25 protein-coding genes are annotated in these 26751 nt (G+C 71.2%); 13 read left to right on the top strand and 12 right to left on the bottom strand.

The features are described from left to right. Nucleotides 1-258 precede the first annotated feature (258 nt). The 12 genes from dxs (at nucleotide 259) to ABC337_RS00760 (ending at nucleotide 12698) form a co-directional block, all read left to right on the top strand. Entirely contained in the window at nucleotides 259-2232 is a 1974-nt protein-coding gene (dxs, locus tag ABC337_RS00815; RefSeq protein WP_412882749.1) for a 1-deoxy-D-xylulose-5-phosphate synthase, read from the top strand. Nucleotides 2233-2256: 24 nt separating this feature from the next. Next, the gene (locus ABC337_RS00810) at nucleotides 2257-2814 is read left to right on the top strand and encodes a hypothetical protein (protein WP_412882750.1); all 558 of its coding nucleotides are present in this window, start codon (nucleotides 2257-2259) and stop codon (nucleotides 2812-2814) included. A 69-nt stretch (nucleotides 2815-2883) separates the two neighbouring features. Next, nucleotides 2884-3102, top strand: coding sequence for a helix-hairpin-helix domain-containing protein (locus tag ABC337_RS00805; protein ID WP_290258105.1), 219 nt, complete (start codon nucleotides 2884-2886; stop codon nucleotides 3100-3102). A gap of 93 nt (nucleotides 3103-3195) precedes the next feature. After that, nucleotides 3196-4173 carry an aldo/keto reductase gene (locus ABC337_RS00800; protein WP_412882751.1) on the top strand — a complete coding sequence of 326 codons (978 nt, stop codon included), beginning with the start codon at nucleotides 3196-3198 and terminating at the stop codon, nucleotides 4171-4173. Between the two features lie 44 nt (nucleotides 4174-4217). After that, nucleotides 4218-5288 (top strand): nucleoside hydrolase, encoded by a 1071-nt coding sequence (locus tag ABC337_RS00795; RefSeq protein WP_412882752.1) that lies wholly within the window; start codon nucleotides 4218-4220, stop codon nucleotides 5286-5288. Between the two features lie 61 nt (nucleotides 5289-5349). Beyond that, complete coding sequence (locus ABC337_RS00790; protein ID WP_412882753.1) at nucleotides 5350-6183, top strand: ECF transporter S component; 834 nt, start codon at nucleotides 5350-5352, stop codon at nucleotides 6181-6183. Nucleotide 6184: 1 nt separating this feature from the next. Continuing rightward, nucleotides 6185-6964 (top strand): energy-coupling factor transporter transmembrane component T, encoded by a 780-nt coding sequence (locus tag ABC337_RS00785; RefSeq protein WP_412882754.1) that lies wholly within the window; start codon nucleotides 6185-6187, stop codon nucleotides 6962-6964. Beyond that, nucleotides 6961-8520, top strand: coding sequence for an ABC transporter ATP-binding protein (locus tag ABC337_RS00780; RefSeq protein WP_412882755.1), 1560 nt, complete (start codon nucleotides 6961-6963; stop codon nucleotides 8518-8520). The genes ABC337_RS00785 and ABC337_RS00780 overlap by 4 nt, the downstream gene beginning before the upstream one ends. A gap of 62 nt (nucleotides 8521-8582) precedes the next feature. Next, complete coding sequence (locus ABC337_RS00775) at nucleotides 8583-10145, top strand: efflux RND transporter periplasmic adaptor subunit (protein WP_412882756.1); 1563 nt, start codon at nucleotides 8583-8585, stop codon at nucleotides 10143-10145. A gap of 3 nt (nucleotides 10146-10148) precedes the next feature. Continuing rightward, a complete protein-coding gene (locus ABC337_RS00770; protein ID WP_412882757.1) occupies nucleotides 10149-10868 on the top strand; it encodes an ABC transporter ATP-binding protein in 720 nt (239 codons plus the stop codon). After that, a complete protein-coding gene (locus tag ABC337_RS00765; RefSeq protein WP_412882758.1) occupies nucleotides 10865-12109 on the top strand; it encodes an ABC transporter permease in 1245 nt (414 codons plus the stop codon). Before ABC337_RS00770 ends, ABC337_RS00765 begins: the two co-directional genes overlap by 4 nt. 7 nt (nucleotides 12110-12116) lie before the next feature. Beyond that, nucleotides 12117-12698 (top strand): hypothetical protein, encoded by a 582-nt coding sequence (locus tag ABC337_RS00760; protein WP_412882759.1) that lies wholly within the window; start codon nucleotides 12117-12119, stop codon nucleotides 12696-12698. 154 nt (nucleotides 12699-12852) lie between these two features. Here ABC337_RS00760 and ABC337_RS00755 read toward each other — a convergent pair whose 3' ends face one another. From ABC337_RS00755 to ABC337_RS00715, 9 genes are all read right to left on the bottom strand, one after another. Continuing rightward, entirely contained in the window at nucleotides 12853-15018 is a 2166-nt protein-coding gene (locus ABC337_RS00755) for a 3-hydroxyacyl-CoA dehydrogenase NAD-binding domain-containing protein (RefSeq protein ID WP_412882760.1), read from the bottom strand. Further along, nucleotides 15015-16319 carry a thiolase family protein gene (locus ABC337_RS00750; RefSeq protein ID WP_412882761.1) on the bottom strand — a complete coding sequence of 435 codons (1305 nt, stop codon included), beginning with the start codon at nucleotides 16317-16319 and terminating at the stop codon, nucleotides 15015-15017. Before ABC337_RS00750 ends, ABC337_RS00755 begins: the two co-directional genes overlap by 4 nt. A gap of 228 nt (nucleotides 16320-16547) precedes the next feature. Continuing rightward, entirely contained in the window at nucleotides 16548-17930 is a 1383-nt protein-coding gene (locus ABC337_RS00745) for an HRDC domain-containing protein (RefSeq protein ID WP_412882762.1), read from the bottom strand. 116 nt (nucleotides 17931-18046) lie between these two features. After that, on the bottom strand, nucleotides 18047-18691 hold the full coding sequence (locus ABC337_RS00740) for a DUF3000 domain-containing protein (protein WP_412882763.1): 645 nt from the start codon (nucleotides 18689-18691) through the stop codon (nucleotides 18047-18049). Between the two features lie 69 nt (nucleotides 18692-18760). Further along, nucleotides 18761-19852: a threonine aldolase family protein gene (locus ABC337_RS00735; protein ID WP_412883254.1), complete on the bottom strand. Its 1092-nt coding sequence runs from the start codon at nucleotides 19850-19852 to the stop codon at nucleotides 18761-18763. A gap of 37 nt (nucleotides 19853-19889) precedes the next feature. After that, nucleotides 19890-20621 carry an SDR family NAD(P)-dependent oxidoreductase gene (locus tag ABC337_RS00730; RefSeq protein WP_412882764.1) on the bottom strand — a complete coding sequence of 244 codons (732 nt, stop codon included), beginning with the start codon at nucleotides 20619-20621 and terminating at the stop codon, nucleotides 19890-19892. Continuing rightward, the gene (locus ABC337_RS00725) at nucleotides 20618-21991 is read right to left on the bottom strand and encodes a DUF6421 family protein (RefSeq protein ID WP_412882765.1); all 1374 of its coding nucleotides are present in this window, start codon (nucleotides 21989-21991) and stop codon (nucleotides 20618-20620) included. The genes ABC337_RS00730 and ABC337_RS00725 overlap by 4 nt, the downstream gene beginning before the upstream one ends. Nucleotides 21992-22137: 146 nt before the next feature. After that, a complete protein-coding gene (gene msrB, locus ABC337_RS00720; RefSeq protein ID WP_412882766.1) occupies nucleotides 22138-22620 on the bottom strand; it encodes a peptide-methionine (R)-S-oxide reductase MsrB in 483 nt (160 codons plus the stop codon). 14 nt (nucleotides 22621-22634) lie between these two features. Next, on the bottom strand, nucleotides 22635-23126 hold the full coding sequence (locus ABC337_RS00715; protein ID WP_290258084.1) for a hypothetical protein: 492 nt from the start codon (nucleotides 23124-23126) through the stop codon (nucleotides 22635-22637). Nucleotides 23127-23306: 180 nt separating this feature from the next. Between ABC337_RS00715 and ABC337_RS00710 the strand changes: the two genes are divergently transcribed. Next, nucleotides 23307-24692, top strand: coding sequence for an alpha/beta hydrolase family protein (locus ABC337_RS00710; protein WP_412882767.1), 1386 nt, complete (start codon nucleotides 23307-23309; stop codon nucleotides 24690-24692). Between the two features lie 16 nt (nucleotides 24693-24708). Here the strand turns inward: ABC337_RS00710 and ybaK are convergent, their stop codons facing one another. Genes ybaK through ABC337_RS00695 form a run of 3 tightly spaced genes read right to left on the bottom strand, consistent with a single transcriptional unit; the run spans nucleotide 24709 to nucleotide 26600 of the window. Next, on the bottom strand, nucleotides 24709-25203 hold the full coding sequence (gene ybaK / locus ABC337_RS00705) for a Cys-tRNA(Pro) deacylase (RefSeq protein WP_412882768.1): 495 nt from the start codon (nucleotides 25201-25203) through the stop codon (nucleotides 24709-24711). 8 nt (nucleotides 25204-25211) lie between these two features. After that, entirely contained in the window at nucleotides 25212-25673 is a 462-nt protein-coding gene (locus ABC337_RS00700) for a SufE family protein (RefSeq protein ID WP_412882769.1), read from the bottom strand. Nucleotides 25674-25682: 9 nt separating this feature from the next. After that, the gene (locus tag ABC337_RS00695) at nucleotides 25683-26600 is read right to left on the bottom strand and encodes a sulfurtransferase (RefSeq protein ID WP_412882770.1); all 918 of its coding nucleotides are present in this window, start codon (nucleotides 26598-26600) and stop codon (nucleotides 25683-25685) included. Nucleotides 26601-26751 lie beyond the last annotated feature (151 nt).

The following is a 26751-nucleotide window of genomic DNA, read 5'->3' as shown; positions in this document are numbered from 1 at the left end:
CCGTGGTAAACCCGGCAACGCTTTTCCGCCGGGTTTACCACGGGATCGCCGAGATCGTCTCGGCCAGCTAGCACCACCGGCCGAGCCTCCCGGCGAGGCCACCCGAAGCCCCGGACCGTCACTGACGGGCCGGGGCTTCGGCGTTCCCGGGCCCGGCGGGGGAGCGGTGCGCGCGGCCGGCGGCCCGGGATGCGCAACCGGCGGACACGCCGAGGCGTTAGAGTTGTAAGGCATGTCTACTACCCGCAAGGAGGGCCGTTGGGAATCTTGGAGAGCATCCGGAGTCCGCAGGACCTGAACACGTTGTCCCAGGCGCAGCTGGACCAGCTGGCCGCCGAGGTCAGGGAATTTCTGATCGGCAATGTGTCCCAGACGGGCGGCCACCTCGGGCCCAACCTCGGCGTCGTCGAACTCACCATCGCCGTGCACCGCATCTTCGACTCGCCGCGCGACAGCATCGTCTTCGACACCGGCCACCAGTCCTACGTGCACAAGCTCCTCACCGGACGCCAGGACTTCAGCACCCTCCGCCAGCAGGGCGGCCTCTCCGGCTACCCGGACCGGGGCGAGTCCGAGCACGACATCGTCGAAAGCTCCCACGCCTCATCCTCGCTGTCCTGGGCCGACGGCATCTCCCGCGCCCGCCGGCTTACCGGCGACGGCGACCGGTACGTGATCGCCGTCGTCGGCGACGGCGCCCTGACCGGCGGCATGGCCTGGGAGGCCCTGAACAACATCGCCGCGGACAAGAAGCGCCGCGTCGTGATCGTCGTCAACGACAACGGCCGCTCCTACGCCCCGACAGTCGGCGGCGTCGCCGACTACCTCGCCTCGCTGCGCCCCACCATCGACTCGCTCCGCGCCGCCCCCGCTTACGAGGGCGCCCTGGACTGGTGGAAGAAGCGGCTGCAGAGCGGCGGACCCGTGGGCCAGTTCACCTACAAGAGCCTGCATGCCATGAAGAAGGGCATCAAGGACTGGTGGGCCCCGCAGGGCATGTTCGAGGACCTCGGCATGAAGTACATCGGCCCCGTGGACGGCCACAACCTCCAGGCGATGGAAAACGCCCTCTCCACGGCCAAGAACTACGCCGGGCCCGTGATCGTGCACGCCATGACCGAGAAGGGCCACGGCTACGCACCTGCCCGCGCCCACGAGGCGGACCAGTTCCACGCCGTCGGCATCATCGACCCGGAAACCGGCGAACCCACCGAGGCCGGCGGCGCCAAGTCCTGGACCTCCGTCTTCGCCGACGAGATCGCCGACATCGCGGACGAACGCAAGGACATCGTCGGGATCACCGGCGCGATGCTGATCCCCGTGGGTCTGCACAAGTTCGCCGCGCGGCACCCGGACCGCGTGTTCGACGTCGGCATCGCCGAACAGCACGCCCTCACCTCCGCCGCCGGCATGGCGTTCGGCGGCCTGCACCCAGTGGTGGCGGTCTACGCCACCTTCCTCAACCGTGCCTTCGACCAGCTGCTGATGGACGTGGCGCTGCACAAGGCCGGCGTCACCGTGGTCCTGGACCGCGCCGGCGTCACCGGCCCCGACGGCGCCAGCCACCACGGCATGTGGGACATGGCGATGGTGCAGATCGTCCCCGGCCTGCACCTGGCCGCACCGCGGGACGCCACCCGGCTGAAGGAAGAACTCCGGGAGGCCGTCGCCATCGAGGACGCGCCCACCGTGCTGCGCTACTCCAAGGGAAGCGTCGGTGCCGAGGTCGAGGCGCTCGAACGCCTGGCCGACGGCGTCGACGTCCTCGCCCGCCGGCCCGCCGGCTCCACCGACAACGACGTGCTGATCGTCAGCGTCGGCGCGATGTCCGAGCTGGCCCTCGACGTCGCCGGCCGGCTCGGGGCGCAGGGCATCAGCTCCACCGTCATCGACCCGCGCTGGGTGCTGCCCGTACCCGCCTCGGTGATCGCCCTCGCCTCCCACCACCGCCTGGTCATCTGCATCGAGGACGGCGTCCGGGCCGGCGGCGTCGGCTCCCGGATCCGCCAGAAGATGCGCGCCGCCGGAGTCGACACTGCCCTGAACGAGGTGGGCCTGCCGGTCGAATTCCTGGACCACGGGACCCGCAGCCAGGTGCTGGAACGCGTCGGCCTGACCGCCCAGCAGATCACGCACGACGTCGTCGCGCAGGTCCTCGGCACGAAGGTGCCGTTCGCGCGCCCGCTGCCCGGCCAGGAACACCCCAGCACCGGCAGCCTGCCGATCCTCTGACCGAACCACCAAAGGACACACAGTATGAGCGGCATCATCCGCGTCTACAAGCGCGACGAGGAAGGGGTCCTGCACTTCCGGGAGGCCTGGATCGACGAGGAATACTCCGAGTTCGTCATGAACCACGGCGTGGTGGGACACCAGAGCAAGACCGAGGAAACCGAGGTCGCAGACCCGGACGCCGGCGAATCCCTCATGGAGGCCTTCGCCGCGCAGTGCGCCGAGGACGGCTACGCCGAGATCCCCGAGGAGGAACAGTCCTGGGTGGTGGCCCAGTACGCCCTCAAAACCAAGGAGGGCACCAGCCGTGACCGCTACCTCGAGGAGAAGGCCAAGGACGCGCTGATCAGCCACCTCGCCTGGCGCGGCCTGGGCGTGGTGGACCGGTCCGAGTTCTCGGACGCCAAGCTGAACATCTTCTGCCTGACCCCGGACGTGGCCAAGACGGTCAACGCGATCAAGGTCTGCATCCGCGGCGAGGCCCTGGACTTCACCAAACTCAGCATCGGGGCGGCGCCTTATGGCTCCACGGACTATAAACTGAAACACTCCGCAAAGCCGGCCTCCAGCTTCTCGCTGTAACCGGCGGCACCTGCAAGGAGCCGGACCCGGCTCACCTGGAATTGGGGGCAGCGACTGGAAGGACACGCAATGACGCGCAAATCCCCACGACCCGGCAGCACCCCCCTCCCCGCCGGACTGGCCGCCCCGGCCCGCCGCTCCCTGGCCCACGCCGGGGTGGAGACGCTGGAACACCTTGTCCCGCTGGGCCGCCGCCAGCTCGCCGGCATGCCGGGCATCTGCCCGCGCACCCTGGCCCAGCTGCAGGACGCCATGGACGAGCACGGGCTGGAGCTTCCCGCCGGGTAGTTCTCACCACTTTGCCGTCGGGTCCTGCCTGCCACCCGCGGCGGCTGCGCGCTCCGGCCGGGTGCCCGGCGCGGGCGTTATAGGCTGAATTCCATGACTGATTACCGACGCGTAGGAAATTCCGGACTGACCGTCTCCGCCGTAGGCCTCGGCTGCAACAACCTGGGCCGGGCCGGCACCGCCACCGAGACGCAGGAGGGAACGGACGCCGTCGTCCACGCCGCGCTCGACGCCGGCATCACCTTCTTCGACGTCGCCGACGTCTACGGCCGCGAACCGGGCCTGAGCGAAACCATGCTGGGCGAGGCCCTCGCCGGCCGCCGCGATGACGCCGTCATCGGCACCAAGTTCGGCCTCGATATGAACGGCGCCAACGGCAACGACTTCGGCGCCCGCGGCTCCCGCCGGTACATCATCCGCGCCGTGGAGGCCTCCCTGCGCCGGCTCGGCACCGACTGGATCGACCTCTACCAGTTCCACACGCCGGACCCGCACACCCCCATCGAGGAAACCCTCGACGCGCTCAACGAGCTCGTGACCAGCGGCAAGGTCCGCTACATCGGCCACTCCAACCGCGCCGGCTGGCAGATCGCCGAGGCCGAATACGTGGCCCGCGCCCGCGGCGGCGCCCGCTTCATCTCCAGCCAGAACCACTACAACCTGCTGGACCGCCGCGCCGAACAGGAAGTCACCCCCGCCGCGGAGGCCTACGGCCTGGGCGTCCTGCCCTACTTCCCGCTGGCCAACGGCCTGCTCACCGGCAAGTACGCCAAGGGCCAGGCCCCCGAGGGCTCGCGCCTGAGCCACACCCGCACCAACCTGGTCAACGACGCCGACTGGGACCAGCTGGGCCGGTTCTCCGCTTTCGCCGCGGAACGGGACCTCACCGAGATCCAGGTCGCGTTCTCCTGGCTCGCAGCCCAGCCCTCGGTCAGCAGCGTCATCGCCGGCGCCACCCGCCCCGAACAGGTCCGGCAGAACGCCGCGGCCGTGGCCTGGGTCCCGGACGCCGCCGAACGGGCCGAGCTGGACGAGATCTTCCCACGCACGCCGAAGGTTGCCCTGTTCTGAGCGAGGCAGACCCCGGCGCCCCGGCCGCCGGTCCCCGCATCCTGATGGACGTCGACACCGGGATCGACGACGCCCTCGCCATCGTCTACCTGCTGTCCCGCCCCGAGGTGGAGGTGCACGCGATCACCTGCACCGCCGGGAACGTGGGCGCCCGGCAGGTGGCGCTGAACACCCTCTCGCTGCTGGAACTCTGCGGCCGCAGCGGGATCGAGGTGGCCACCGGCGCCGAGGTCCCGCTGCAGGTCCCGCTGGTCACCACCGAGGAAACCCACGGGCCGCAGGGCATCGGCTACGCCGAGCTCCCCGCCCCGGCCCAGCCCATGTCGGACCGGCACGCCGTCGACCTCTGGATCGAGGAGGCCCGCGCCTATCCCGGCGAGCTCACCGGCCTGATCACCGGGCCGTTGACCAACTTCGCCCTGGCCCTGCGCCGGGAACCGGAGCTGCCGCGGCTGCTGAAGTCCCTGGTCATCATGGGCGGCAGCTTCTACTACCAGGGCAACACGACGCCGACGGCGGAGTGGAACACCCACGTGGACCCGCATGCGGCCAAGGAGGTCTACGCGGCCTACCGCGGCCTGCCCGAGGACAAGCTGCCCATTGTCTGCGCGCTGGAGACCACGGAACGGATCGAGATGCGGCCCGAGCACCTGCGCCGGCTGGGGGAGGCCGCCGGGCTGCCGGAGCCGGAACTGGTGCTGCCGGAGCAGCCTGAGGGCCTGCGCAGCACCGCCGCGAACCCGCTGGTTGCCTGCCTTTCCGACGCGCTCCGGTTCTACATGGAGTTCCACCGGCTCTACGACCAAGGCTACGTGGCGCACGTGCACGACGCGTTCGCCGCCTGCGCCGCCGCCGGGCGCACCCCGTTCAGCACCCGGCTGGCGACGGTCGACGTCGAAACGGACTCGCCGCTGCTGGTGGGAACCACGGTGGCGGACTTCCGCGGCCTCTGGGGGCTGCCGCCGAACGCCCGGATTGTCTCCGGCAACGACCCCGATGCCTGCTTCGCCGAAGTGGTCGACTCGGTCGGGGCGCTGGCCCGCACCCTGGGCCCGGACCCGAAGCCGGAACCCGGGCCGAACCCCGGGCCGGTCACCAGGGTCCGCAAAGGCTAAGATGGTAGCTGCGCCGAGGTGACATCAGGCGGACTTTGCCGACCCCAGCCGAAGGATCCCCATGTCACAGCAGCCCCTGACTCTCCCCGCGACCGGACCCCGCGCCGGTGAACCCCGCGGCCGCCGTCGCCTGCTCCTGGAGATCGCCGGCGCCGTGGCCATCGCCGCCACCTACGTCTACCTGGTCCTGACCCAGCCCGTGGAACTGGCCGACGGCCCCACCAGCGCCTCCGCCCTCGTGGCCCTGGGCGGCTTCCTGCTCGGCGCCGTGCTGCTGCTCGTGGCCGTCCTGCCGACCCTGCCCACCTCCACCCTGGTGCTGATGCCGGTCGCGATCGTGCTCAACGTCGTCCTCGGCCAGCTGATCGGCACCACCGGGCTGCCGTTCTACATTGACGCCGTCGGTACCGTCCTGGTCGCGGTCCTCGCCGGACCGGCCGCGGGCGCCGCCACCGGCGTCCTGGGCAGCATCATCTGGTCCTTCTTCAACCCCACCGTCCTGCCGTTCGCCGCCGGCGCCGCGCTGATCGGCTTCCTCGCCGGCATGGCCGCCCGCGCCGGGCTGTTCCGCCGCTTCTACCTCGCCCCCGTGGCCGGGTTCGTCACCGGCATCCTGGCCGGCGTCGTCTCCGCGCCCATCGCGGCTTTCGTCTACGGCGGCACCGCAGGCCTGGGCACCGGCGCCCTCGTCAGCGCCTTCCGGGTCATGGGCGACACCCTGCTGGCCGCCATCACCAAGCAGGCTCTGATCTCCGACCCGATGGACAAGGCGATCGTCTTCACCATCGCCGCCCTCCTGGCCTACGCCCTGCCGCGCCGCACCACCTTCCAGTTCCCCTTCGTCCGCCGCTTCCGGGTCCTGGCCGGCAAGGCCCCGGCCACGCCCGACGCCTAGGGTGCGGCTGCACCCGCTCACCGCGCTCACGGCGGCGGCCTGCACCGCCGTCGTGACGACGGCGGCCGGCAGCTGGCCGCTGTCCCTGGCGGTCGCCGCCGGCGCGGCGCTGCTGGCCGCGCGGGCCGGCGTGGCCGGACGGGTGCTCGGCTCCGCGGCGGTGATCCTCGCCCCGCTCGTGCTCTCCCTGCTGGTGCTGCACGGTCTCTTCTTCCCCGAGGGGCGCACCGTCCTGGCCCAGTGGGGCCCGGCCCGGGTCACCACCGAAGGACTGAGCTTCGCCCTGGAGCTGGCCACCCGCACCACCGCCTCGGTGCTGGTGCTGCTGCTGTTCTCCTTCACCGTCAGCGTGCCCGACCTGCTGGCCGCCCTCGCCGCCCGGCGGATCCCGCCGCAGTTCAGCTTCGTGCTCGCCTCCGCCCTGACCCTGGCGCCCGGGATGGCGGCCAGGCTGGAACGCATCCGGCAGGCCCAGGAAGCCCGCGGCCTGGTGGTCTCCGGCGGCTTCCTCGCCCGGCTCGTCGCCGCCCGGCTGCAGGCGGTCCCGCTGGTCCTGGCCCTCGTCGACGACGCCGGCGTCCGTGCCCAGGCCCTGGACGCGCGCGGCTTCGGCAACCCCGGACCGCGGACCAGCTACCGGGAACTCGAGGACCCGGCCGGTCAGCGGGTGTTCCGCGCCTGCGCCCTGCTGATCGCGGCGGCCGCCGTTGCGCTCCGGCTTGCCGGCGGCTGGTTGGCTATTGGCTGGTCGGTTAGCGGCTGGTTGGGGGTGGGAGCGTGAGCCTCCTCGCCGCCGAGATCCGCGGCTTCACCTACCACGGCGACGACGCCCCGGCGCTGCGCGACGTTGTCCTCACCCTGCGGCCGGGCACCCTCACCGCCGTCCTCGGCGGCTCCGGCAGCGGCAAGACCACCCTCGGCAAGATCCTGGCCGGCTGGCTCCGCGCCGGCACCGCGGGCAGCCTCCGCGGCGCCCTGGCCCTCGGCGGCGAACGCCTTGAATTCACCGGCGGCGACGGCGACCCCCGGATCGACCCCGCCGCCTGGTCCGGCCGGGTGGGCTACGTGCCGCAGGACGCCGCGACCATGCTTTCCACCGTCCGCCACACCGTGGCCGAGGAACTCGCCTTCGGCCTGGAAAACCGGGGCGTGCCCCGCCCGGAGACGCTCCGGCGGGTGGCCCTCACGGCCGAACGGACCGGGCTCGGCGGCCTGCTGGAACGGAACCCGGAGCGGCTTTCCGGCGGCGAACTCCGACGCCTGGCCGTCGCCTGCGCCGTGATCGGCGAGCCCGAGGTGCTGATCCTGGACGAACCACTTGCCTCGCTGGACCCCGCCGGGGCGCAGGGCATCGCCCGCCTGGTGGACGACCTCCGGGCCGCCGGGACCGCCGTCGTTGTCCTCGGCCAGGCCGCCGACGGGCTCGCCCGCAGCGCCGCCTACTGGCTGGTCATGGCGGACGGAACGGCCGTGGCCGCGGGGAAACCCCGCGACATCCCAGGGCAGCTGCTCCGGGACGCCGGGGTCCTGGCGGGCGACGCGGCCGGGGGAGTCCGGCACCCGGCGCCCGTCGACCCTGCCGCCGCCCCCGTCCTGGAACTGCGGGACGTCGGCTTCGGCTACGCGCCCGGCGGCACCGGCCCGGCGCGTTCGGGGCCCCTGCTGTCCCGGCTCCGGCCTAAGAAAAAGCGCGCGGACGACGCCGACATCCCCCCGCTGCTGCGCGGGCTGGACCTGGCGGTCCGGCCCGGCGAGATCGTTGCCGTGACCGGGCCCAACGGCGCCGGAAAGTCCACCCTGCTGCGCCTGGCGAACGGGCTCCTGCAGCCGCGGCAGGGCGAGGTCCGGGTCCTCGGCGCCCCCATCGCCGGCGTCCCCGCCGGCCGGGTGGCGGACTCGGTGGGCCTGCTCTTCCAGCAGCCCCGGGACCAGCTGTTCGAGCGGACCGTGCTGCGCGAGGTCGGCTTCGGCCTGCGCCGGCTGGCCGGCCCGGACGGAGACGCCACGGCGCGCGCCCTGGACGCCCTCACCGCCGTCGGCCTGGCCGGCGCCGCCGCCGCGCACCCCGCCGAGCTGCCCTCGTCCCGGCAGCGGCTCCTGGCCCTGGCCACCGTGCTGGCCCGGCGCCCGGCCCTGCTGGCGCTCGACGAACCCACCGTCGGCCTCGACCGGCACGGCCTGGACCGGCTGCACGCCGCCGTCACGGACGCGGCCGAACGCGGCGCCGGCGTCCTGCTGGTCACGCACGACGCCGCCTACGCACGCGCGGCCGCGCACCGGGTCCTGGAACTCGACGGCGGCAAACTCCGGGAGACGTGGCGGCGGCCCGCACCCTGATCGCTGGCGATCTCCAACCCTTTTCCCGGTATTCCCCCAGCCACGGCCGATACCGTCCAGCCATGACCTCAAAAACCCTTGTCATCAACTCTGCCCTGGGCGCCCTGATTCTCGCGCTCGGAGCGGGCACCTACCTCTCCGTCACGGCCGCAGGGTCCACCACCCCGGCCGCCTCGGTGCGGACGGTTGCGGTGACCAAGGCCGGCATCTCCTCGGTGGCCACCGCCTCGGGCAACGTCACCTCCGCCACCACCACCGTGGTCAATGCCCAGAACTGCACCGGCGCCATCATCTCCGTCAGCGCCGCCGCCGGCCAGCAGGTCGCCGCGGGCCAGCAGCTGCTGACCATCGATCCCACCAACGCCCAGAACGCGCTCAAGACCGCCGAGGCCCAGCTCGCCTCCGTCACCGCGCAGGCCAACCAGCAGGAGGTCAGTGCCGCCGGGCAGGTGTCCTCGGCGAACCAGAGCCTCGTCAACGCCCAGCAGTCCGCCAACCTGGACGCCGCCCAGCAGGCGGCGGCCGTGGCAGCGGCGCAGAAGGCCGTGGACGCGGACAATGCCGCCGTCACCGCGGCCCAGACACAGCCGGTGCCCAACCCCAAGCCGGCCAACTGGACGGACCCCGTCGTCGCGGCCCAGAACCAGCTCGCCAAGGACCAGCAGGCGCTCACCAATGCGCAAAACCAGTCCTCCTCCACCCAGCTCAAGGACAAGCAGCAGCTCGCCACCGCCTCCACCGCGCTGGGTAACGCCCAGAACTCCGCGGCCTCCGCCGGCGGCACCAACATCACGAGTGCCCAGGTGGCGGTGGAGACCGCGCAGGCCAACCTGGCCTCCTGCAACGTCAACGCCCCGGCCGCCGGCACGGTCACAGCCGTCAACGCCACGGTGGGCGCCCTCGCCGGGTCCTCCGGCGGCTCAGGCTCCGCGGCGGCGGGGTCCACCGGAAGCAGCGGAACCAGCGGCGGGGCGTCCGGCGGGTCCGCCGCCTCCGCCGGCATCAGTGCCACCGGGACCAGCGGCGGCTCCTCCGCGGGCCTGGTCACCATCAGCGACACCACGCACCTCCAGGTGGTGGCCGGGTTCTCCGAGTCGGACATCGCCGCCATGAAGCCGGAGCAGACTGCCCAGTTCGTCTTCCCGGCCCTGAACGCGCAGGGCAACGCCCAGCCGGCCACTGCCGCACCGGTGACCGGCAAGGTGGTCTCAATCGCGCAGACCTCCAGCACCACCAACGGCGTCGTGACCTACCCGGTGACTGTGTCCATCGCCAACCCGCCCGCCGGCCTGCGCCTGGGCCAGAGCGCCAACATCACCGTCACCACCGCCGTCGCGGACAACGCCCTCCTGGTCCCGAGCCTCGCGGTGACCACCAGCGGCGACCGGCAGACCGTGAACGTGATCCGGAACGGAGTCACCACCCCCACCAAGGTCACCACCGGAATCACCGCCAACGGCAGGACGCAGATCCTGACCGGGCTCTCTGAGGGCGACCAGATCGAGCTGCCCGCCATCTCCAACACGCTGGACAGCGGCACCGGAACCACCCAGCAGGGCGGTTTCGGCGGCTCCGGGTTCGGCGGCGGCACCCGCGGCGGCGGCAGCCGGAACGGGGGCCAGTAGACCATGGCGGCGGTCATCGACCTGACCAACGTCAGCAAGGTCTACGGCAGGGGAGAGGCCGAGGTCCGGGCCCTGGACGACGTCAGCATCGGGATTGAACGCGGCGACTTCGTGGCCATCATCGGCGCCTCCGGGTCCGGGAAATCCACCATGATGAACATCATCGGCTGCCTGGACGCCCCCACCTCGGGCGGCTACTTCCTCGACGGCATCCGCACCGCGGACCTGGACGAGTACCAGCAGGCGCAGATCCGCAACCGCAAGATCGGCTTCGTCTTCCAGAACTTCAACCTCATTTCCCGCACCAAGGCCGTGGACAACGTGGCCATGCCGCTGGCCTACGCGGGCGTTGGCCGGCAGGAACGGCACACCCGGGCGCTGGCGATGCTCGACGCCGTCGGCCTCGCCAGCCGTGCCGACCACAAACCCTCCCAGCTCTCCGGCGGCCAGCAGCAGCGCGTGGCGATCGCCCGGGCGCTGGTCACCAACCCCGTGCTGCTCCTCGCCGACGAACCCACCGGGGCCCTCGACTCCAGGTCCTCCGACGAGATCCTCGACCTGTTCGAACGGCTGCACGCGGCCGGCCGGACGATCGTCATGATCACCCACGAGATGGACGTGGCGGAGCGTGCCGGCCGGGTGGTCCGGATGCAGGACGGCAGGATCATCTCGGACGTCCGGCAGCGTCCGCTCCGCATCCCCGCCCTGGCGGCCGCGCAGTGAGCCTCCTGGAGTCCGCGCGCTTCGCCCTCGCCGGCGTCGCGGCCAACAAGCTGCGCTCGGTGCTGACCACGCTGGGCATCCTCATCGGCATCGCGGCGGTGATCGTCCTGCTCGCCGTCGGTGCCGGCACCAGCAACGCCATCAAGGCGCAGATCGGCAAGCTTGGCACCAACGTCCTGACCGTCAGCCGGTCCACGTCGGTGGGCGGCCGCGCCGGGGCCGGCGCCGCGGTCAGCGGCACCCGGACCCGGAGCACCAACCTCACCCTGGACGACGAGAAGGCGCTGACGGACCCGGTGCTGGCTCCCGACGTCGCCCGCACCGCACCCATCGTGCAGGCCCAAGGGGTGACCGGGACGTACAACAACGCCACCCACTCGGTGGCGAGCTTCCTCGGCACCACGGCGCCCTACTTCACCATCAGCAACAGCACGGTGGCCGCCGGCAGCCTCTTCACCGACGCGGACCAGCAGGGCGCCGCCCCGGTCGCGGTCATCGGCGCCACGGTGGCCTCGGACCTCTTCGGCACCGCGACCGCCTCCGCCGTCGGCCAGACCATCCAGCTCAACGGCCAGAACTTCACTGTGTCCGGGGTGCTCACCGCCAAGGGCTCCTCCGGCCTGAACGACCCCGATGACATCGTGGTGGTCCCGCTTTCGACGGCGCAGAGCAAGTTCACCGGCTACGCCCCGACGCTCGCCTCGATCACCGTCCAGGCGGCGTCCGCGGACGTGATGAACCAGGCGCAGAACGAACTGCAGATGATCCTGGACGCCCGGCACGGTGTGGACGCCACCAACCGCGATTACCAGATCCGGAACCAGGCGCAGATCCTCACTACCGCCACCAACACCACCCAGACCCTGACCATCCTGCTGGGCGCCGTGGCGGCGATCAGCCTGCTGGTGGGCGGCATCGGCGTCATGAACATCATGCTGGTCACCGTCACCGAACGCACCCGGGAGATCGGCATCCGTAAGGCCATCGGTGCTTCCCGCGGCAGCATCGTCGCCCAGTTCCTGATCGAGTCGCTGATCATCTCCGTGATCGGCGGGGTCGCCGGGATCGTTATCGGCTTCGCCGGCAGCGCCTTCCCGGTGCTCGGCGTGCAGCCCGAGGTCCAGCCGTGGACGGTCTGGCTCTCGCTGGCCGTCTCCGCCGTGATCGGCCTGGTCTTCGGGGTCTATCCCGCCAACAAGGCCGCGAAGCTGCGGCCCATCGACGCCCTCCGCTATGAATAGGACAGCCATGAAGAACGTATTTGCCGGCGCCGACGGTGCGCGCCGCCGCCGGGGGACCGTGGGGGAGAACGACGGCGGGGCCGACCTTTGGAGCCCTGGCGCCGAAACGGCCGGTACCGAGGCGCTGCCGGTGACCGCGGATACCGGGTCCTGGGGAGGTCCGCACCCGGCCACCGAGACCCTGCCAGCCGGGGCCCCAGCGACTGCCGCGGTGCCTACCGAGGCGCTGCCGGCGGCGGCCCCGGAACTGCCGGACGCCGCGGACGAACCGTTCGTCCCGCGCAGCCGCTACGTCATGGGCCGGTCCACCAAGATCCTCGTCTGCGTCGCCCTGGTGGCCGGCGGTATGTTCGCGGGCTCCGCGGTGCAAAAGCAGATCGACGCCGGCAACCGCTCCCAGCGGGCCAATTTCGGAACCTTCCAGAACGGCGGCAATGCCGGCTCCCAGAACGGCGGAGGCACCGGGAGTACGACGCCGGGCCAGGGCCGCCGCGGCGGCCAGACGGGCACCGGCGGGACCACCGGCACCGCCGGCGGAACCGGCGCGGGCGGACAGGCGTCGGCGCCGGCCCAGAGCGGAAGCAAGTAGGCCGGACCCTGGCCGCGCCACGCAGGCTCAGCAGGAAGAAAGCACAGTAAAAAGAGAGCACAGCAAAGCGCCGCCGCTCCCGTCTGTGAGGACAGGGAACGGCGGCGCTCTGTAGCCGGAATAGTCCGGCGAACCAACGTGGGAGGCCGGCAGCCTACGCGGCCGGCTCCGAGGCCACGCCCGCGGGCAGGAACTTCTTCCCGTTGACCCGCTCCGAGGCGCCCACCCGGTCCAGGTAGGGGGTGATGCCGCCCAGGAACATTGGCCAGCCGGCACCCAGGATCATGCAGAGGTCGATGTCCTCCGGCCCGGCGACGACGCCCTCGGAGAGCATCAGGCCGATCTCCTCGGCCAGTGCGTCCTGCACCCGGTGCAGCACTTCCTCGCCGGTCGAGGGCGAGTCGCTGAAGCTCATCAGCGCCAGGGTTTCCTCGGGGATGCGGGGGGAGCCGGACTTCACCGAGGCGGGGTCCCAGACGGAGGTCACGCCGTTGTCGATCAGGGCCTGCAGGTTCTTCGAGACCGGGAAGCGGTCGCCGAAGGCCTCGTGCAGGGATTCCTGGACGTGCTGCGCGACCGGCAGTCCCACCATGGCGCCGAGGACGAACGGCGTCATCGGCAGGCCCATCGGGCGCAGGGCGTTGTCCGCCACGTCCGCCGGGGTGCCCTCGTCGAACGCGGCCGTGACCTCGCCCATCAGCCGCAGCAGGATCCGGTTGACCACGAACGCCGCGGCGTCCTTGACCAGAACGGCGGACTTCTTGAGGCCCTTGGCGAGGACGAACGCGGTCGCCAGCACGGCGTCGTCGGTCTTCGGCGCCCGGACGATCTCCAGCAGCGGCATCACGGCCACCGGGTTGAAGAAGTGGAAGCCCACCAGGCGTTCCGGGTGCTCCAGATCCTCCGCCATGGCGGTGACCGAGAGCGAGGAGGTGTTGGTGGCCAGGATGCACTCGGGCGAGACGATCGCCTCGACCTCCTTGAACACCTGCTTCTTGACGTTGAGTTCCTCGAAGACGGCCTCGATCACGAAGTCGGCGTCGGCGAAGGCTTCCTTGGACACGGAACCGCTGACCAGTGCCTTGGTGCGGTTCGCGGCGTCGGGGCTGATCCGCTTCTTCGCCAGCAGCTTGTCCACCTCGCCGTGGACGTAGGTGACGCCCTTGTCCACGCGGGCCTGGTCGATGTCCGTCATCACTACGGGGACCTTGAGCTGGCGGGCGAACAGCAGCGCCAGCTGGCCGGCCATCAGGCCCGCGCCGACGACGCCGACCTTGGTCACCGGCCGCGCGAGCTTGCGGTCCGGGGCTCCGGCGGGCCGCTTGGCTCGGCGCTGCACCAGGTCCAGGAAGGCGTACACGGTGGAGCGGAACTCGTCGGTCTGCATCAGGTCGGCGAGGGTCTGGCACTCCAGCTCGGCCGACTCGGCCTGGGTCATGGTGCGGTTGGCCTCAAGGACGTCCAGGACCTTGGCCGGGGCGGGGGAGGCGTTGGAAGTCTTGGCCTCCACGAACGCACGTCCCGCGGCGACGGCGCCCGCCCAGCGTTCGGCGACGGCGGGATCGGCCGGGTCGACGGCGGAGGCGCGTGCCGGGGTTTCGACGCCGGCGATCACCTTCGCGGCCCAGGCCACGGACTGCTCCACGAAGTCGGCCGGCTCGAAGATGGCGTCCGCGACGCCGAGCTCGAAGGCCTGCGGGCCGGTCAGGGTGCGGTTGTTGCTCAGCGGGTTCTCGATCATCACCTTGACGGCGTTCTCCGGCCCGATCAGGCGCGGCAGGATGTACACGCCGCCCCAGCCCGGAACCAGACCGATGAACGCCTCCGGCAGCGCCAGGGCACCCGCGCCGGTAGAGACCGTGCGGTAGGTGGACTGCAGCGCGATCTCAAGCCCGCCGCCCAGGGCCAGGCCGTTGATGAACGCGAAGCTCGGCACACCCAGGTTCGCCAGGGTGGAGTAGACGTCGTGGCCCAACTGGGCCATCCAGAGGCCCTGCTCGCGGCCGCTGACCGACTTGACCGTGGACAGGTCCGCCCCGGCGACCAGGAAGTACGGCTTGCCGGTGACGCCGACGCCGACGATCTCGCCGCGGGCGGCCCGCTCGCGCAGGCCCTCGAGGACGGTGCCCAGCTCCACCAGGGTGTTCGGGCCCAGGGTGGTGGGCTTGGAGTGGTCCAGTCCGTTGTCCAGGGTGACCAGCGCGAACGTGCCCGGGCTGGTGCCGTTCACGGCCGGAAGCGCGATGTCCTGGACGTACGAGTGGGTGACCGTCTCGTTCGGGAACAGGGTGGCAAGTTTCTGGAAATCGGCGGCGCTCATGCTGCTTCTCCCGTCTCGGTGGCGGTGTCGCCCGTGGTGGTGGTCTCGGCGCCGTAGTCGGCGTGGTGCGGGTTCTCCCAGATGACGGTGGCGCCCATGCCGAGGCCGATGCACATGGTGGTCATGCCGTAGCGGACGCTGTGGTCCTCTTCGAACTGGCGGGCCAGCTGGTTCATCAGGCGCACGCCCGAGGAGGCCAGCGGGTGGCCGACGGCGATCGCGCCGCCGTAGCGGTTGACCCGGGGGTCTTCGTCGGAAATCCCGAAGTGGTCCAGGAAGCTGAGCACCTGCACGGCGAAGGCCTCGTTGATCTCGAACAGGCCGATGTCCTCGATGCCGAGGCCGGCGTTCTTCAGCGCCTTCTCGGTGGCCGGGACCGGGCCGATGCCCATGACCTCGGGTTCGACGCCGGCGAAGGCGTAGCTGACCAGACGCATCTTGACCGGCAGGCCCAGTTCCTCGGCGGCGTCGGCGGAGGCCAGCAGCGCGGCGGTGGCGCCGTCATTGAGGCCGGCGGCGTTGCCGGCGGTGACACGGCCGTGCGCGCGGAACGGGGTGCGCAGCCCGGCGAGGTCCTCGACCGTGGTGCCGGGGCGGGGCGGTTCGTCCACGGAGTTCACGGTCCAGCCCTGGCCCGGCTTCATGGTGGCCACGGGGACCAGATCCGGCTGGATCTGCTCCTTGGCATAGGCCGCGGCGAGCTTGTCCTGGGATGCGACGGCGTAGGCGTCGGTGCGCTCCTTGGTGATGGCGGGGAACCGGTCGTGCAGGTTCTCGGCCGTGTTGCCCATATTAAGGGCGGCTGGGTCCACGATCCGCTCGGACATGAACCGCGGGTTCGGGTCCGCGCCGGCACCCATCGGGTGGTTGCCCATGTGCTCGACGCCGCCGGCGATGACGACGTCGTAGGCGCCGAAGCCGATGCCGCTGGCCGTGGTGGTCACCGCGGTCATGGCGCCGGCGCACATGCGGTCGATGGCGAAGCCGGGAACGGTGCGGGGCAGTCCTGCGAGCAGGGCGGCGGTGCGGCCGATCGTCAGGCCCTGGTCACCGGTCTGCGTGGTCGCGGCGATGGCGACCTCGTCGATCCGTTCGGCCGGGAGGGAGGGGTTGCGGCGCATCAGCTCGCGGATGCACTTGACCACCAGGTCATCGGCGCGGGTCCCGGCGTAGATGCCTTTCTCGCCGGCGCGGCCGAACGGGGTGCGCACGCCATCGACGAAGACGACGTCGCGCACGGCGCGGTGGGCGGAGCGGGGGGTGCCGCTGTTGCGGGCTCCGCTGGGGCTGGCTTGGCTCACGTGTAACTCCTCATTGAGACAGGGGTGCCGGGCCCGTCCCCGCGGCCGGTGACGGCTGGTGCGCGGGATGGCCCTGGCGGCATCGCTAGCAATGTTACTCGTGAGTAACATCACAAGCAAGGAGCCTGTTCAATGATGTCGGAGTGTCTTCGGTCCGACGTGTGACGTCCCGGAGGGTGCGCAGTCCGGCCGCCTGCCCTCAGGCGGCTGCCCTCAGGCGCCCGTCCGTCAGACAGCGGGCGGCGTGACCGGCTTCGGTTCCTTGGGTGGCAGCGGCTGCGGGTTGAGGAACGAGTCTGCGATCAGCCCGGCGGTGAGCTCGATCTGCCACTGGCGGGCGCCGAGGTTCTGCAGCTCCTCGGCGATGCCCTCCTCGCTGACCTCGGCCGGCGGGCGCCAGGCCACTCGGCGCAGGAAGTCGGGGGTGAGCAGGTTCTCCACCGGCAGGTTCAGTTCCTCGGCCAGGGCCTGCAGCCGGGGACGCGCAGTGGCCAAGCGGGCCGCGGCCTCGGGGTCACGGTCGGCCCAGACGCGCGGCGGCGGGGGAGCGTTGGTGGGCAGGTGCAGCGGAGGAAGGTCCTCGAGGTTGCGGGCGGTGCTGATGCAGCGGAGCCAGCGCGGGGCCTCGCGCTGGGCGGCGCGGCCGTGGAAGCCCTTGGTGCCCAGCAGCTGCGGGACCGTGGTGGGCATCGCCTTCGCCGCGGCCACCAGGGAGGAATCGGGGATCAGCCGGCCGGGGGCGACGTCGCGCTTCTGGGCCAGGGAGTCGCGTTCGAGCCAGAGTTCGCGGACCGCGGCGAGCTGCCGGCGGTCGCGGATCTGGTGCAGGCCGGAGGTCTTGCGCCACGGGTCCACCCGCGGGGGCGCCTGCCCGGCCTCAAGGATCGCGGCGAACTCCTGCTCGGCGTACTCCAGCTTGCCGTCCGAGGTCAGCAGTTCGATCAGTTCTTCACGGAGCTCGGTGAGGACCTCGACGTCGAGGGCGGCGTAGCGCAGCCAGGGCTCGGGCAGCGGCCGGGTGGACCAGTCGGCGGCGGAGTGTTCCTTCGCCAGGCCGAAGCCCAGGAGCTGTTCGATCACGGCGGCGAGGCCCACCCGGGGGAGTCCGGCCAGCCGGGCGGCGAGTTCGGTGTCGAAGAGTTTGTCCGGCCACATGCCCAGCTCGGAGAGGCAGGGGAGGTCCTGGCTTGCCGCGTGCAGGATCCATTCCACGCCGCGGAGCGCGTCGTTAATGATGGTCAGGTCGCGGAACGGTTCCGGGTCGATCAGCCAGGTTCCGGCACCCTCGCGGCGGATCTGGACCAGGAAGGCCCGCTGGCCATAGCGGAAGCCGGAGGCGCGTTCGGCGTCGACGCCGGCGGGGCCGTGGCCCGCCGCGAGGGCCGCGGCGCAGCGTTCCAGGCCGGCCTGCGTCTCGATCACGAGGGGTACGCCGTCGCGCGGGGCGTCTAGGTCGATGACCGCGGGGACCAGGCTGTCGAAGCCCTCGACCGTGATGTGCTCGGCTCCTCCGGGCTCCGGCGTGCCGGCCGCTGTGGCGGCGGCGGTGGGGGCGGCGGCTGGTGCGTCAGCCGTGTCTGCGGGGCTGGAGTCCGGTATCTGAGCGGTCATGGTGACTCCAGTTTACCGATAACCCCGCTGAGCAGGCCGAAAGCCGCTGGACGGGACCCCGCGGCAGGGTCCGGCGAGGGGTCTAAATCGGGCCGCAAGGGACGCCGGCAGGGGGTTCAGGCGGGCCGGGGGCGCCGGCGCGGGAGCGCGGCCACGCCCTCGGGGAGCGGCGGCAGCCCGGCGAAGGTGCAGACCATGTCGGCCCAGGCCTCCAGGTGGGCGCCGATGTCCCGTCCCTCCGGGGTCCAGGAGGCCCGGAGTTCGATGTCGATGGTGCCGGGACGGTCCGCCAGTGTGCCGAAGCTTTCCGAGAGAACGCGGGTGGCGGTCCCGCCGGCGGAGCGGTACGGGGCCCGGTGGTTTTCCAGCGCCTCGACCAGCCAGGTCCACGCCACGGAGCCAAGCATCTCGTCGTTGCCCATATCGGGTTCGAGCTGGGCACGGATGTAGGTGACGATCCGGAATTCGCCGGCCCAGACCTCGGAACCGTCCGGGTCGTGCAGGAGGATGAAGCGCCCTGTGGCGAGTTCGACGTCGTCGCTCCCGGCAGCCGGTGCCAGCGCCGCGGCAGCGGGGCCGTGGACCGCGCCCGGTGCCCCGTCGCCGGGTCCCACCACTTCGGCGCCGAGGGCGACGGAGAAGGGGGCCAGCCGGGCAGGGGCGGGGATCTCGTCGAGGCGCAATTCGCTGCGGCAGCGGGCTTCGCGGAGGGTGCCCAGGGCGAAGAGGAAATCCGCCGGCGCCTGGTCGAGTGCAGTCACAGGGACAGGGTAAGCACGGGGTCCGCCCCGGCCGGGCAGGCTCGCCGCCGGGCCGGAGCGGAGGGACGCCTAGTGGTCCGAGAGTTCGTGCCGGATGGCGGCGACAAACGCATCGACGTCGTCCTCGGTCGTGTCGAAGGAGCACATCCAGCGCACCTCGCGCCGCGCTTCGTCCCAGTCGTAGAACCGGAACGAGGTGCGCAGTCGGTCCGCCACGCCGGGAGGCAGGATGGCGAAGACGCCGTTGGACTCGGTCTTCTGGCTCAGCTCGACACCGGGGACGGACTCGACGCCGGCGCGCAGCCGGGCCGCCATGGCGTTGGCGTGCGAGGCGGAGCGCAGCCACAGGTCGCCCTCCAGCAGGGCGATGAACTGCGCGGACATGAACCGCATCTTCGAGGCCAGCTGCATGTTCATCTTGCGCAGGTAGATCAGGCCGTGGGCGGCCTCGGGGTTGAGGGCCACCACCACTTCGCCGAACAGCAGGCCGTTCTTGGTGCCGCCGAAGGAGAGGATGTCGACGCCGGCGTCGCGGGTGAAGGCGCGCAGCGGCACGCCCAGGTGGGCGGCGGCGTTGGCCAGCCGGGCGCCGTCCATGTGCAGCTTCATGCCCTTGGCGTGCACGTGCTCGGCGATGGCCCGGACTTCCTCCGGGGTGTAGCAGGTGCCCAGTTCGGTGGTCTGGGTGATGGAGACGGCCAGCGGCTGCGCGCGGTGCTCGTCGCCCCAGCCCCAGGCCTCCTGGTCGATCAGCGCGGGGGTCAGCTTGCCGTCCGGCGTCGGGACCTGCAGCAGCTTGATGCCGCCGATCCGCTCCGGGGCGCCGTTCTCGTCCATGTTGATGTGGGCGGTGGAGGCGCAGATGACCGCACCCCAGCGGGGCAGCAGCGACTGCAGGGAGAGCACGTTCGCGCCTGTGCCGTTGAACACCGGGAAGCATTCGATGCCGGTGCCGAAGTGCTCCTCCATCAGCTGCTGGAGGCGGGCGGTGTAGTCGTCCTCGCCGTAGGAGACCTGGTGGCCCTCGTTGGCGGCGGCCAGGGCGGCCAGCACCTCGGGGTGCACGCCGGAATAGTTGTCGGAGGCGAAGCCGCGGACCGCGGGGTCGTGCAGCCGGGCGATCGAGGGTGCTTGTTCGGGGGTGTGGACCGCGCTGGTCATCGTTTCGTTCACGCTTTCAGTGTAGGCAGGTGCCGGTTCAGCGGCTAAGCGGCAGGCGCCGGCCGTTGATTTCCCCGGCGGGGGTGTCGAAGAGCCGGACGACGGCGGCGGCCAGGTCGGCGACGTCTGTGTAGCCCGGGAATTTCCGCTCCGGCGCCGCGGCGCGCATGGCGTCGTCGACGAGCACCTTGACCACGAACACCGCCGCGGCGCTGTGCTGTTCCACCGGGTGTTCCTTGTGGCCGGACTGGTCCCGACGGAAGCCGTCGGCCACGGCCAGGGTCCAGGTCTCGGCGGCGGCCTTGGCCGCGGCGTAGCTGGCCGCGCCGGCGGTCGGGGCGGCCGCGGTGGTGGAGGAGACCATCGCCAGCCGGCCGGTGCCGGAGGCGGCAAGGTCGGCGTAGAAGGCGCGGCTGACGTTGCGGAGCGTGGTCACGGCGTTCCGTTCCAGGAAGTCCCAGTCCTCATCGGGCTGGTCCGCGATGCCCTTGGCGCCGCGCCAGCCGCCCACCAGGTGGATGACACCGTCGAGCCGGACGCCCCGCCCGGCGAGGTCCTCGCGCAGGGCGGCGACGGCGGCCGGGTCGGCCAGGTCACAGGTCAGCGGAACCACGCCCTCGCCGGCGGAGGCCGCGGCGGCCGCGATCCGGTCCGCGTCCGAGCCCACGGTGAAGACCGTGTACCCGGCGCCGCGAAGGGCGCGGGCGACGGCGATGCCGGAGGCGCCGCTGCCGCCCGCGACCAGGACGTTCAACACGTCAGCGCTCATGCGGCGGTTTCGGAGGTGCCGGTGATGCCCGCGGTGGACTCGATGACGGTGCGCATCTTCTTCTCCAGCGCCTCGTAGAACATCGAGAGAGGGAACTCATCATCGAGGACCTGGTCGGTCAGGCCGCGCGGCGGGCCGTCCAGGGGGAGTGCCTCCGGGCCCTTCGCCCAGACCGAGGCCGGGTTGGGCGTGACGGTCGAGGAGATGAGCTCGTACGCGGCCAGCCAGTGGGCGGTCTTGGGCCGGTCGATGGAGCGCCAGTAGAGTTCCTCGATCCGGGCGCCGAGTTCGACGACGACGTCGGCGGCCTCGTCCCAGTCGATGCTGAGCTTGCTGTCGGTCCAGTGCAGGACGTGGTGCTGGTGCATCCAGGCGAAGAGCAGCTGGCCGCCCAGGCCGTCGTAGTTGCGGACCCGGCTGCCGGTGATGGCGAAGCGGAAGATGCGGTCGAAGATCACGGCGTACTGCACCAGCTTGGCGTGCCGGCGGGCCTCCGGATCGGCGTCCTCGTCCTTTTCGATCTTTACGGACTCGCGGAAGGCGGTCAGGTCGCAGCGGAGTTCCTCCAGGGAGTACAGGAAGAAGGGCATGCGCTGCTTGATCATGAACGGGTCGAAGGGCAGGTCGCCGCGCATGTGGGTGCGGTCGTGGATCAGGTCCCACATCACGAAGGTTTCCTGGGTTAGCTCCTGGTCCTCGAGCAGGGCCGCGGCGTCGGCCGGCAGCTCCAGGGAGGTGATGTCCGCGGCGGCGCGCAGCACCCGGCGGAAGCGGGCGGCCTCACGGTCGGCGAAGATGGCGCCCCAGGTGAAGGTGGGGGTTTCGCGGACGGCGACGGTTTCCGGGAAGAGCACCGCGGAGTTGGTGTCGTAGCCGGGGGTGAAGTCGAGGAAGCGGATCGGCACGAAGAGCTTGTTGGAGTACTCGCCCGCCTCGAGACCGTCGATGAATTCGGGCCAGATGACCTCGATCAGGACGGCTTCGACAAGCCGGTTGGTGCTGCCGTTCTGGGTGTACATCGGGAAGACCACCAGGTGCTGGAGTCCGTTGACCCGGTGCTGCTGCGGCTGGAAGGCCTGCAGCGAGTCCAGGAAGTCCGGGACGCCGAACCCGCCGTCGGCCCAGCGGCGGAAGTCCGTGACGAGCAGGTCCAGGTAGGCGGCGTCGTGCGGGAAGGCCGGAGCCAGCGAGGTGATGGCCGCAGTGATGGTGGCGACGTGGTCCGCTGCGGCGGCGTGGTCCGCGGCCTCGGGCACCGACCCGTCCTTGATCTGCAGGGCCTGCAGGGCGGTGGCGGCGGACTTCAGGCGCTGCCAGTCCGGGGACTCGGCGGTGATCGGGGCGGAAACGGTGAGGGCGGTAGCGGTCACGTCGGCGGCCTTTCTGGTTGCTCGGGAATCTACGGCGAGCGTAGCAAGCAAGCAGCATCCCTAACGCAAAATTAGCGCGAGCATAAGAAAGACTGGGGCAACCGTGGTAGCCCCAGTCTTCTAGCTCAAGCTGTCCGCGCCCTTGGCTAGTCCTCGGCCGGGACCAGGGTCAGTGACACGGAGTTGATGCAATACCGCTGGTCCGTGGGGGTGCCGTAGCCCTCGCCCTCGAAGACGTGGCCGAGGTGCGAATCGCAGGCCGCGCAACGGACCTCGATGCGCTCCATGCCCAGGGTGCGGTCACGGATGTAGCGGACGTTGCCCTCCGCGAGGGGTGCCCAGAAGGAAGGCCAGCCGCAGTGCGAGTCGAACTTCTCTGCGCTGGTGAACAGCTCCGTACCGCAGGCGCGGCACTTGTAGACGCCCTGGGTGTGGGTGTCCCAGTACTCGCCGGTGTAGGGCCGTTCGGTGCCGGCCTGACGGAGCACCTGGTACTCGGCCGGGCTCAGTTCCTGGCGCCACTCATCCTCGGACTTGACCACCGGCTGCACGCCGGTGCCGGCAGACTCCGGTTCGGTGACGGGGGAGGTGACGGGTGAATTCTTGGGTTTGTTGCCAAAGATACTCATGGCATCCATAACGCTTAGGAGTCCCCGATAAATCCCGAGCCGGCATACAGGTGCAGCACCGGCAGGCCCAGCTTGTCCTGCGCCTCGTTGGCCCAGTCGGTGTGGAAGGTATCAGCCACCGCGTGCGGGCGGGTGATGACCACGGCCTGGCCTGCGTTGAGTTCCCGTGCCTTGGCAACCAGAGCATCCACCGGCTTGCCCTCGACCACCTCTCCGGTCACGCCGCCGCCGATGCCGCCCAGGGCGGTCAGCGAGGCCGCCAGGGTCTCCGCGGCGGCCGTGCGCTCGTGCTCCGGATCCGGCTGCTTGCCGGAGAGCTCGCGGAATGCCTTCGCGAACTCCAGCATGGAGAGGTTCTCCAGGAAGTCCACCAGCAGGTGCCGTTCGGTGTTGGCCGGGACCAGGACCACCAGCGGCATGTCGCCGTCGGCGACCAGGGTCTCGATGTTGACGCGGTCGTCCGCGTTCAGGGGCTCTTCTGTCAGGATGACAATCGGGTCGCTCATGCCCCCAGCCTAGTCCCCGCGGTCAGCATCCGGGCCGGTCCCGCGCCCGATGCCGGACTGGCGTGCCGGGTGGGTGAGAATGATGGCATGGTCTCCCTTCCGCGTCCCTCCCGGCGTCCGGCGCCGGCACCGATGTCAGCCGCCCTCGCCGGGCAGAGTCCGTCTCCGGCGTCTCGCACCATGCAGCGTTCTTCCGGCAGTGCGTTCCGCCGAGGCACCAGCCGCCGCGTCCTGCCCGTGGCGGTTGCCCCCGCGCCGGCCGCGTCCCTGACCCGCAATGCGAAGTGGGCGGCGGCCGGGATTGCCGGGGGCGGAGCCGCTGCCGGACTGCTGGCCGCCGGATCGTCGGCGCTGGCGCTGTACTTCGCCCGCCGCGTGGTAACCCCCGTCCGGGTACGGGAGGAGGACCAGGAGGTCCTGGCCGTGATCCGCGACGGCGGCGGGAAGCCGCAGGTCATCCTCAAGGCCACCCCGGACGCCGTGGTGGACGGCGTCTATGGGTTGTTCTTCGACGGCGGCCGCGGGCACGCCCGGATCGGCCGGATCGTCTCCTACTCCCCGGCGGAACAGACCGTGCTGCGCGAGGTGGAGGCCGTCTATGGCGGAGACCTCAGCCAGGTCCGGCGCGCCTACTGGAGCGGCGCCGTGCATCCGGATCCCGCGGCGCTGGGCCTGCCCGCTGAGGACGTCGAGATCGAGGTCGACGGCGGCACGGCGCCGGCATGGCTGGTGCGGCCAGCGCCGGCCGTCGACGCGCCGGCCGTCGACGCGCCGGCCCTCGACGACCCGGCCGCCGCTCCCGCCGCAGGTGAAGCCCCCGCCGCTCCTGGTGCCACGGCGCCGTCGTCGGACGTGTGGGCGATCATGGTCCACGGCCGCGGCGCCTCACGGCAGGAGGGCCTGCGGGCCGTCCGCGTGGCCCGCGACCTGGGTCTCACCAGCCTGCTGATCACCTACCGCAACGACGGCCAGGCGCCCTCGGCCCCGGACGGTCGCTACGGGCTGGGCTGGACCGAGTGGCGCGACGTCGAGGCGGCCATTGGCTACGCCCTGGAGCACGGCGCCCGGGAGGTGGTGCTCTTTGGCTGGTCCATGGGCGGCGCCATCGGCCTGCAGACCGCGGATCTCTCCCGCTACCACCACCTGATCCGCGCCATGGTGCTGGACGCTCCGGTGATCAACTGGGTGGACGTGCTGGCCCACCACGCCCAGCTGAACCGGATCCCCTCGGGCATCGGACGCTACGGGCAGCTGATGATGAGCCACCCGCTGGGCCGGCGCCTCACCGGGCTGGCCGCGCCGGTGGACCTCAAGGCGATGGACTGGGTGTCCCGCGCGGTGGAGCTGCGGACGCCCACGCTCATCATCCACTCTGTCGACGACGAGTACGTTCCGTACGGCCCCTCCGCGGTGCTGGCGGAGAAGAACCCGGAGATGGTCACTTTCGAATCGTTCGACACCGCGCGGCACACGAAGGAGTGGAACGTGGACCCGGAACGCTGGGAAGCGCTGGTTACGGCCTGGCTGGGACAGCAGTTGGCCCCGCGGGCCACCCCGGTGGATTAGGCAGAACGTCCGGCCGTTAGCGGCCGGTGCCGATCCGGGCCGTGCGGGCGCCGGTCAACCGGATCAGGTCCTGCGGGCTGAGCTCCAGGTCCAGGCCGCGCCGTCCGCCGGAAACCAGGATGGTCTCGAGGGCCAGGGCGCTCTCGTCCACCACGGTGGGGGAAGCCTGCCGCTGGCCCAGCGGTGAGATGCCGCCGAGGACGTATCCGGTGCGTCGCTCCGCGGTCGCCGGGTCTGCCATGGCAGCTTTCTTCCCGCCGAGGGCCGCCGCGATGGCCTTGAGGTCCAGGTTGCCGCTCACCGGCACCACGCCGACGGCAAGCCGGCCGTCGACGTCGACCATCAGGGTCTTGAACACCCGGGCCGGGTCAATGCCCAGCACCTCGGCGGCCTCCATGCCGTAGCTGGCGGCCGCCGGATCGTGGGTGTAGGGGTGCGCGGTGAAGGAAACCCCGGCCGCCGCGAGTGCCGCGGTGGCCGGGGTTCCCTGGGAGGCAGTCTTACGTGCCATGGTGCCGCTCAGCCCTGCTGCGGCAGTTCGGCGACCTTGCGCTTAATCCGGCCGAGCATCGCGGTCATGCCGCGCATCCGCAGCGGCGTGATGGCGCGGGTCAGGCCCAGCAGCTCGGGCATGTCGTCCGGCACCGCCAGGATCTCCGCGGGGCTCAGCCCGTCCAGTCCCTCGTGCAGGACACCGGCGAACCCGCGGGTGGTCGGAGCCTCCGGCGGGGCCTTGAAGAACAGCCGGACGCTCTCGGCCCCGGACTGATCCGCGGCGGGCTCGGTTTCGATCGTGAGGAACAGCGGCGACTGGCACTCGACCACCTGTTCCATCAACTCCGGGTGGTCCTGGAGCCGGGCCGGCGGGTCGGGCAGTTCGCGGGAGAACTCCAGCAGCAGCTGCAGGCGCTCGGATTCCTCGAGTGCCTGGAAGTCGTCAACGATCTCCGCCAGGGCGGTGGGCAGGGCAGTGGAAGTCACGATTCCAGCTTACTTTCCCGCGGGGACGGTGCCGCGCTCGGTGCCCCTGGCGATGGGGACGCGGACGGCGTTGCCCCACTCGGTCCAGGAGCCGTCGTAGTTGCGGACGTTCTCGAAGCCCAGCAGGTACTTCAGGGCGAACCAGGTGTGGCTGGAACGCTCGCCGATCCGGCAGTAGGCCACGACGTCGTCGCCCGGGGTCAGCCCCGCCTCGCCCAGGTACAGCGCCTCAAGCTCGGAGCGGTCGCGGTAGGTGCCGTCCGCGGCGGCGGCACGGGCCCAGGGGACAGAGGCGGCGGTGGGGATGTGGCCGCCGCGGAGGGCGCCCTCTTCGGGGTAGGCCGGCATGTGGGTGCGCTGGCCGGTGTATTCCTCGGGGGAGCGGACGTCGATCAGGGGCTTGCCCAGGTGGGCCAGCACGTCGTCCTTGAAGGCGCGGATCGGGGCGTCGTTGCGCTCGACCACGGGGTACTCGGCCGGTGCGACGGCGGTCTTGTCCGTGGTGAGCGGCCGGCCCTCGGCGATCCACTTGTCGCGCCCGCCGTCGAGCAGCCGGACGTCCTCGTGGCCGAAGAGGGTGAAGACCCAGAGTGCGTAGGCGGCCCACCAGTTGGACTTGTCACCGTAAATGACCACGGTGCTGTCACGCGAGATGCCCTTCGCGGAGGCCAGGGCGGCGAACGCTTCCCCGTCGACGTAGTCGCGGGTGACCTCATCGTTCAGGTCCGTGTGCCAGTCGATCTTGACGGCGCCCGGGATGTGGCCGGTCTCGTAAAGCAGCACGTCCTCGTCGGATTCGACCACCACAAGCTGGCCGTTCCCGACAGCCCCGTCCTCCAGCGCGGCGGCGAGCCAGTCGGTGGAGACCAGCCGCTCGGGGTGGGCGTAGCCGGCAAATTTCTCGTTCTGCTCAACGGGGTAGGGCATCAAGAGCGCCTTTCACTGGAAGTCGGGGGGGTGCCGGGCGGACGCGTGTCGCGGCCCCGGGCCTATGACAACACTAACCACGGGCGCGCAGGATTGTTCCTTCGGGGTTCTCAGGGGGAAATATGGTCTTCGTCACGGCCGCGGTCGCCGC

The organism is Arthrobacter phoenicis (genome assembly GCF_047238215.1).
GTDB lineage: Bacteria > Actinomycetota > Actinomycetes > Actinomycetales > Micrococcaceae > Arthrobacter.
This window is presented reverse-complemented; position numbering and strand designations above follow the sequence as displayed.

Bases quoted from the DNA above. Each gene is read 5' to 3' on its own strand.
- ABC337_RS00810 (WP_412882750.1), top strand. From the start codon at position 2,257: ATGAGCGGCATCATCCGCGTCTACAAGCGCGACGAGGAAGGGGTCCTG.
- ABC337_RS00805 (WP_290258105.1), top strand. From the start codon at position 2,884: ATGACGCGCAAATCCCCACGACCCGGCAGCACCCCCCTCCCCGCCGGA.
- ABC337_RS00800 (WP_412882751.1), top strand. From the start codon at position 3,196: ATGACTGATTACCGACGCGTAGGAAATTCCGGACTGACCGTCTCCGCC.
- ABC337_RS00795 (WP_412882752.1), top strand. From the start codon at position 4,218: ATGGACGTCGACACCGGGATCGACGACGCCCTCGCCATCGTCTACCTG.
- ABC337_RS00790 (WP_412882753.1), top strand. From the start codon at position 5,350: ATGTCACAGCAGCCCCTGACTCTCCCCGCGACCGGACCCCGCGCCGGT.
- ABC337_RS00775 (WP_412882756.1), top strand. From the start codon at position 8,583: ATGACCTCAAAAACCCTTGTCATCAACTCTGCCCTGGGCGCCCTGATT.
- ABC337_RS00770 (WP_412882757.1), top strand. From the start codon at position 10,149: ATGGCGGCGGTCATCGACCTGACCAACGTCAGCAAGGTCTACGGCAGG.
- ABC337_RS00760 (WP_412882759.1), top strand. From the start codon at position 12,117: ATGAAGAACGTATTTGCCGGCGCCGACGGTGCGCGCCGCCGCCGGGGG.
- ABC337_RS00755 (WP_412882760.1), bottom strand. From the start codon at position 15,018: ATGAGCGCCGCCGATTTCCAGAAACTTGCCACCCTGTTCCCGAACGAG.
- ABC337_RS00745 (WP_412882762.1), bottom strand. From the start codon at position 17,930: ATGACCGCTCAGATACCGGACTCCAGCCCCGCAGACACGGCTGACGCA.
- ABC337_RS00735 (WP_412883254.1), bottom strand. From the start codon at position 19,852: ATGACCAGCGCGGTCCACACCCCCGAACAAGCACCCTCGATCGCCCGG.
- ABC337_RS00730 (WP_412882764.1), bottom strand. From the start codon at position 20,621: ATGAGCGCTGACGTGTTGAACGTCCTGGTCGCGGGCGGCAGCGGCGCC.
- msrB (WP_412882766.1), bottom strand. From the start codon at position 22,620: ATGAGTATCTTTGGCAACAAACCCAAGAATTCACCCGTCACCTCCCCC.
- ABC337_RS00715 (WP_290258084.1), bottom strand. From the start codon at position 23,126: ATGAGCGACCCGATTGTCATCCTGACAGAAGAGCCCCTGAACGCGGAC.
- ABC337_RS00710 (WP_412882767.1), top strand. From the start codon at position 23,307: ATGCAGCGTTCTTCCGGCAGTGCGTTCCGCCGAGGCACCAGCCGCCGC.
- ybaK (WP_412882768.1), bottom strand. From the start codon at position 25,203: ATGGCACGTAAGACTGCCTCCCAGGGAACCCCGGCCACCGCGGCACTC.
- ABC337_RS00695 (WP_412882770.1), bottom strand. From the start codon at position 26,600: ATGCCCTACCCCGTTGAGCAGAACGAGAAATTTGCCGGCTACGCCCAC.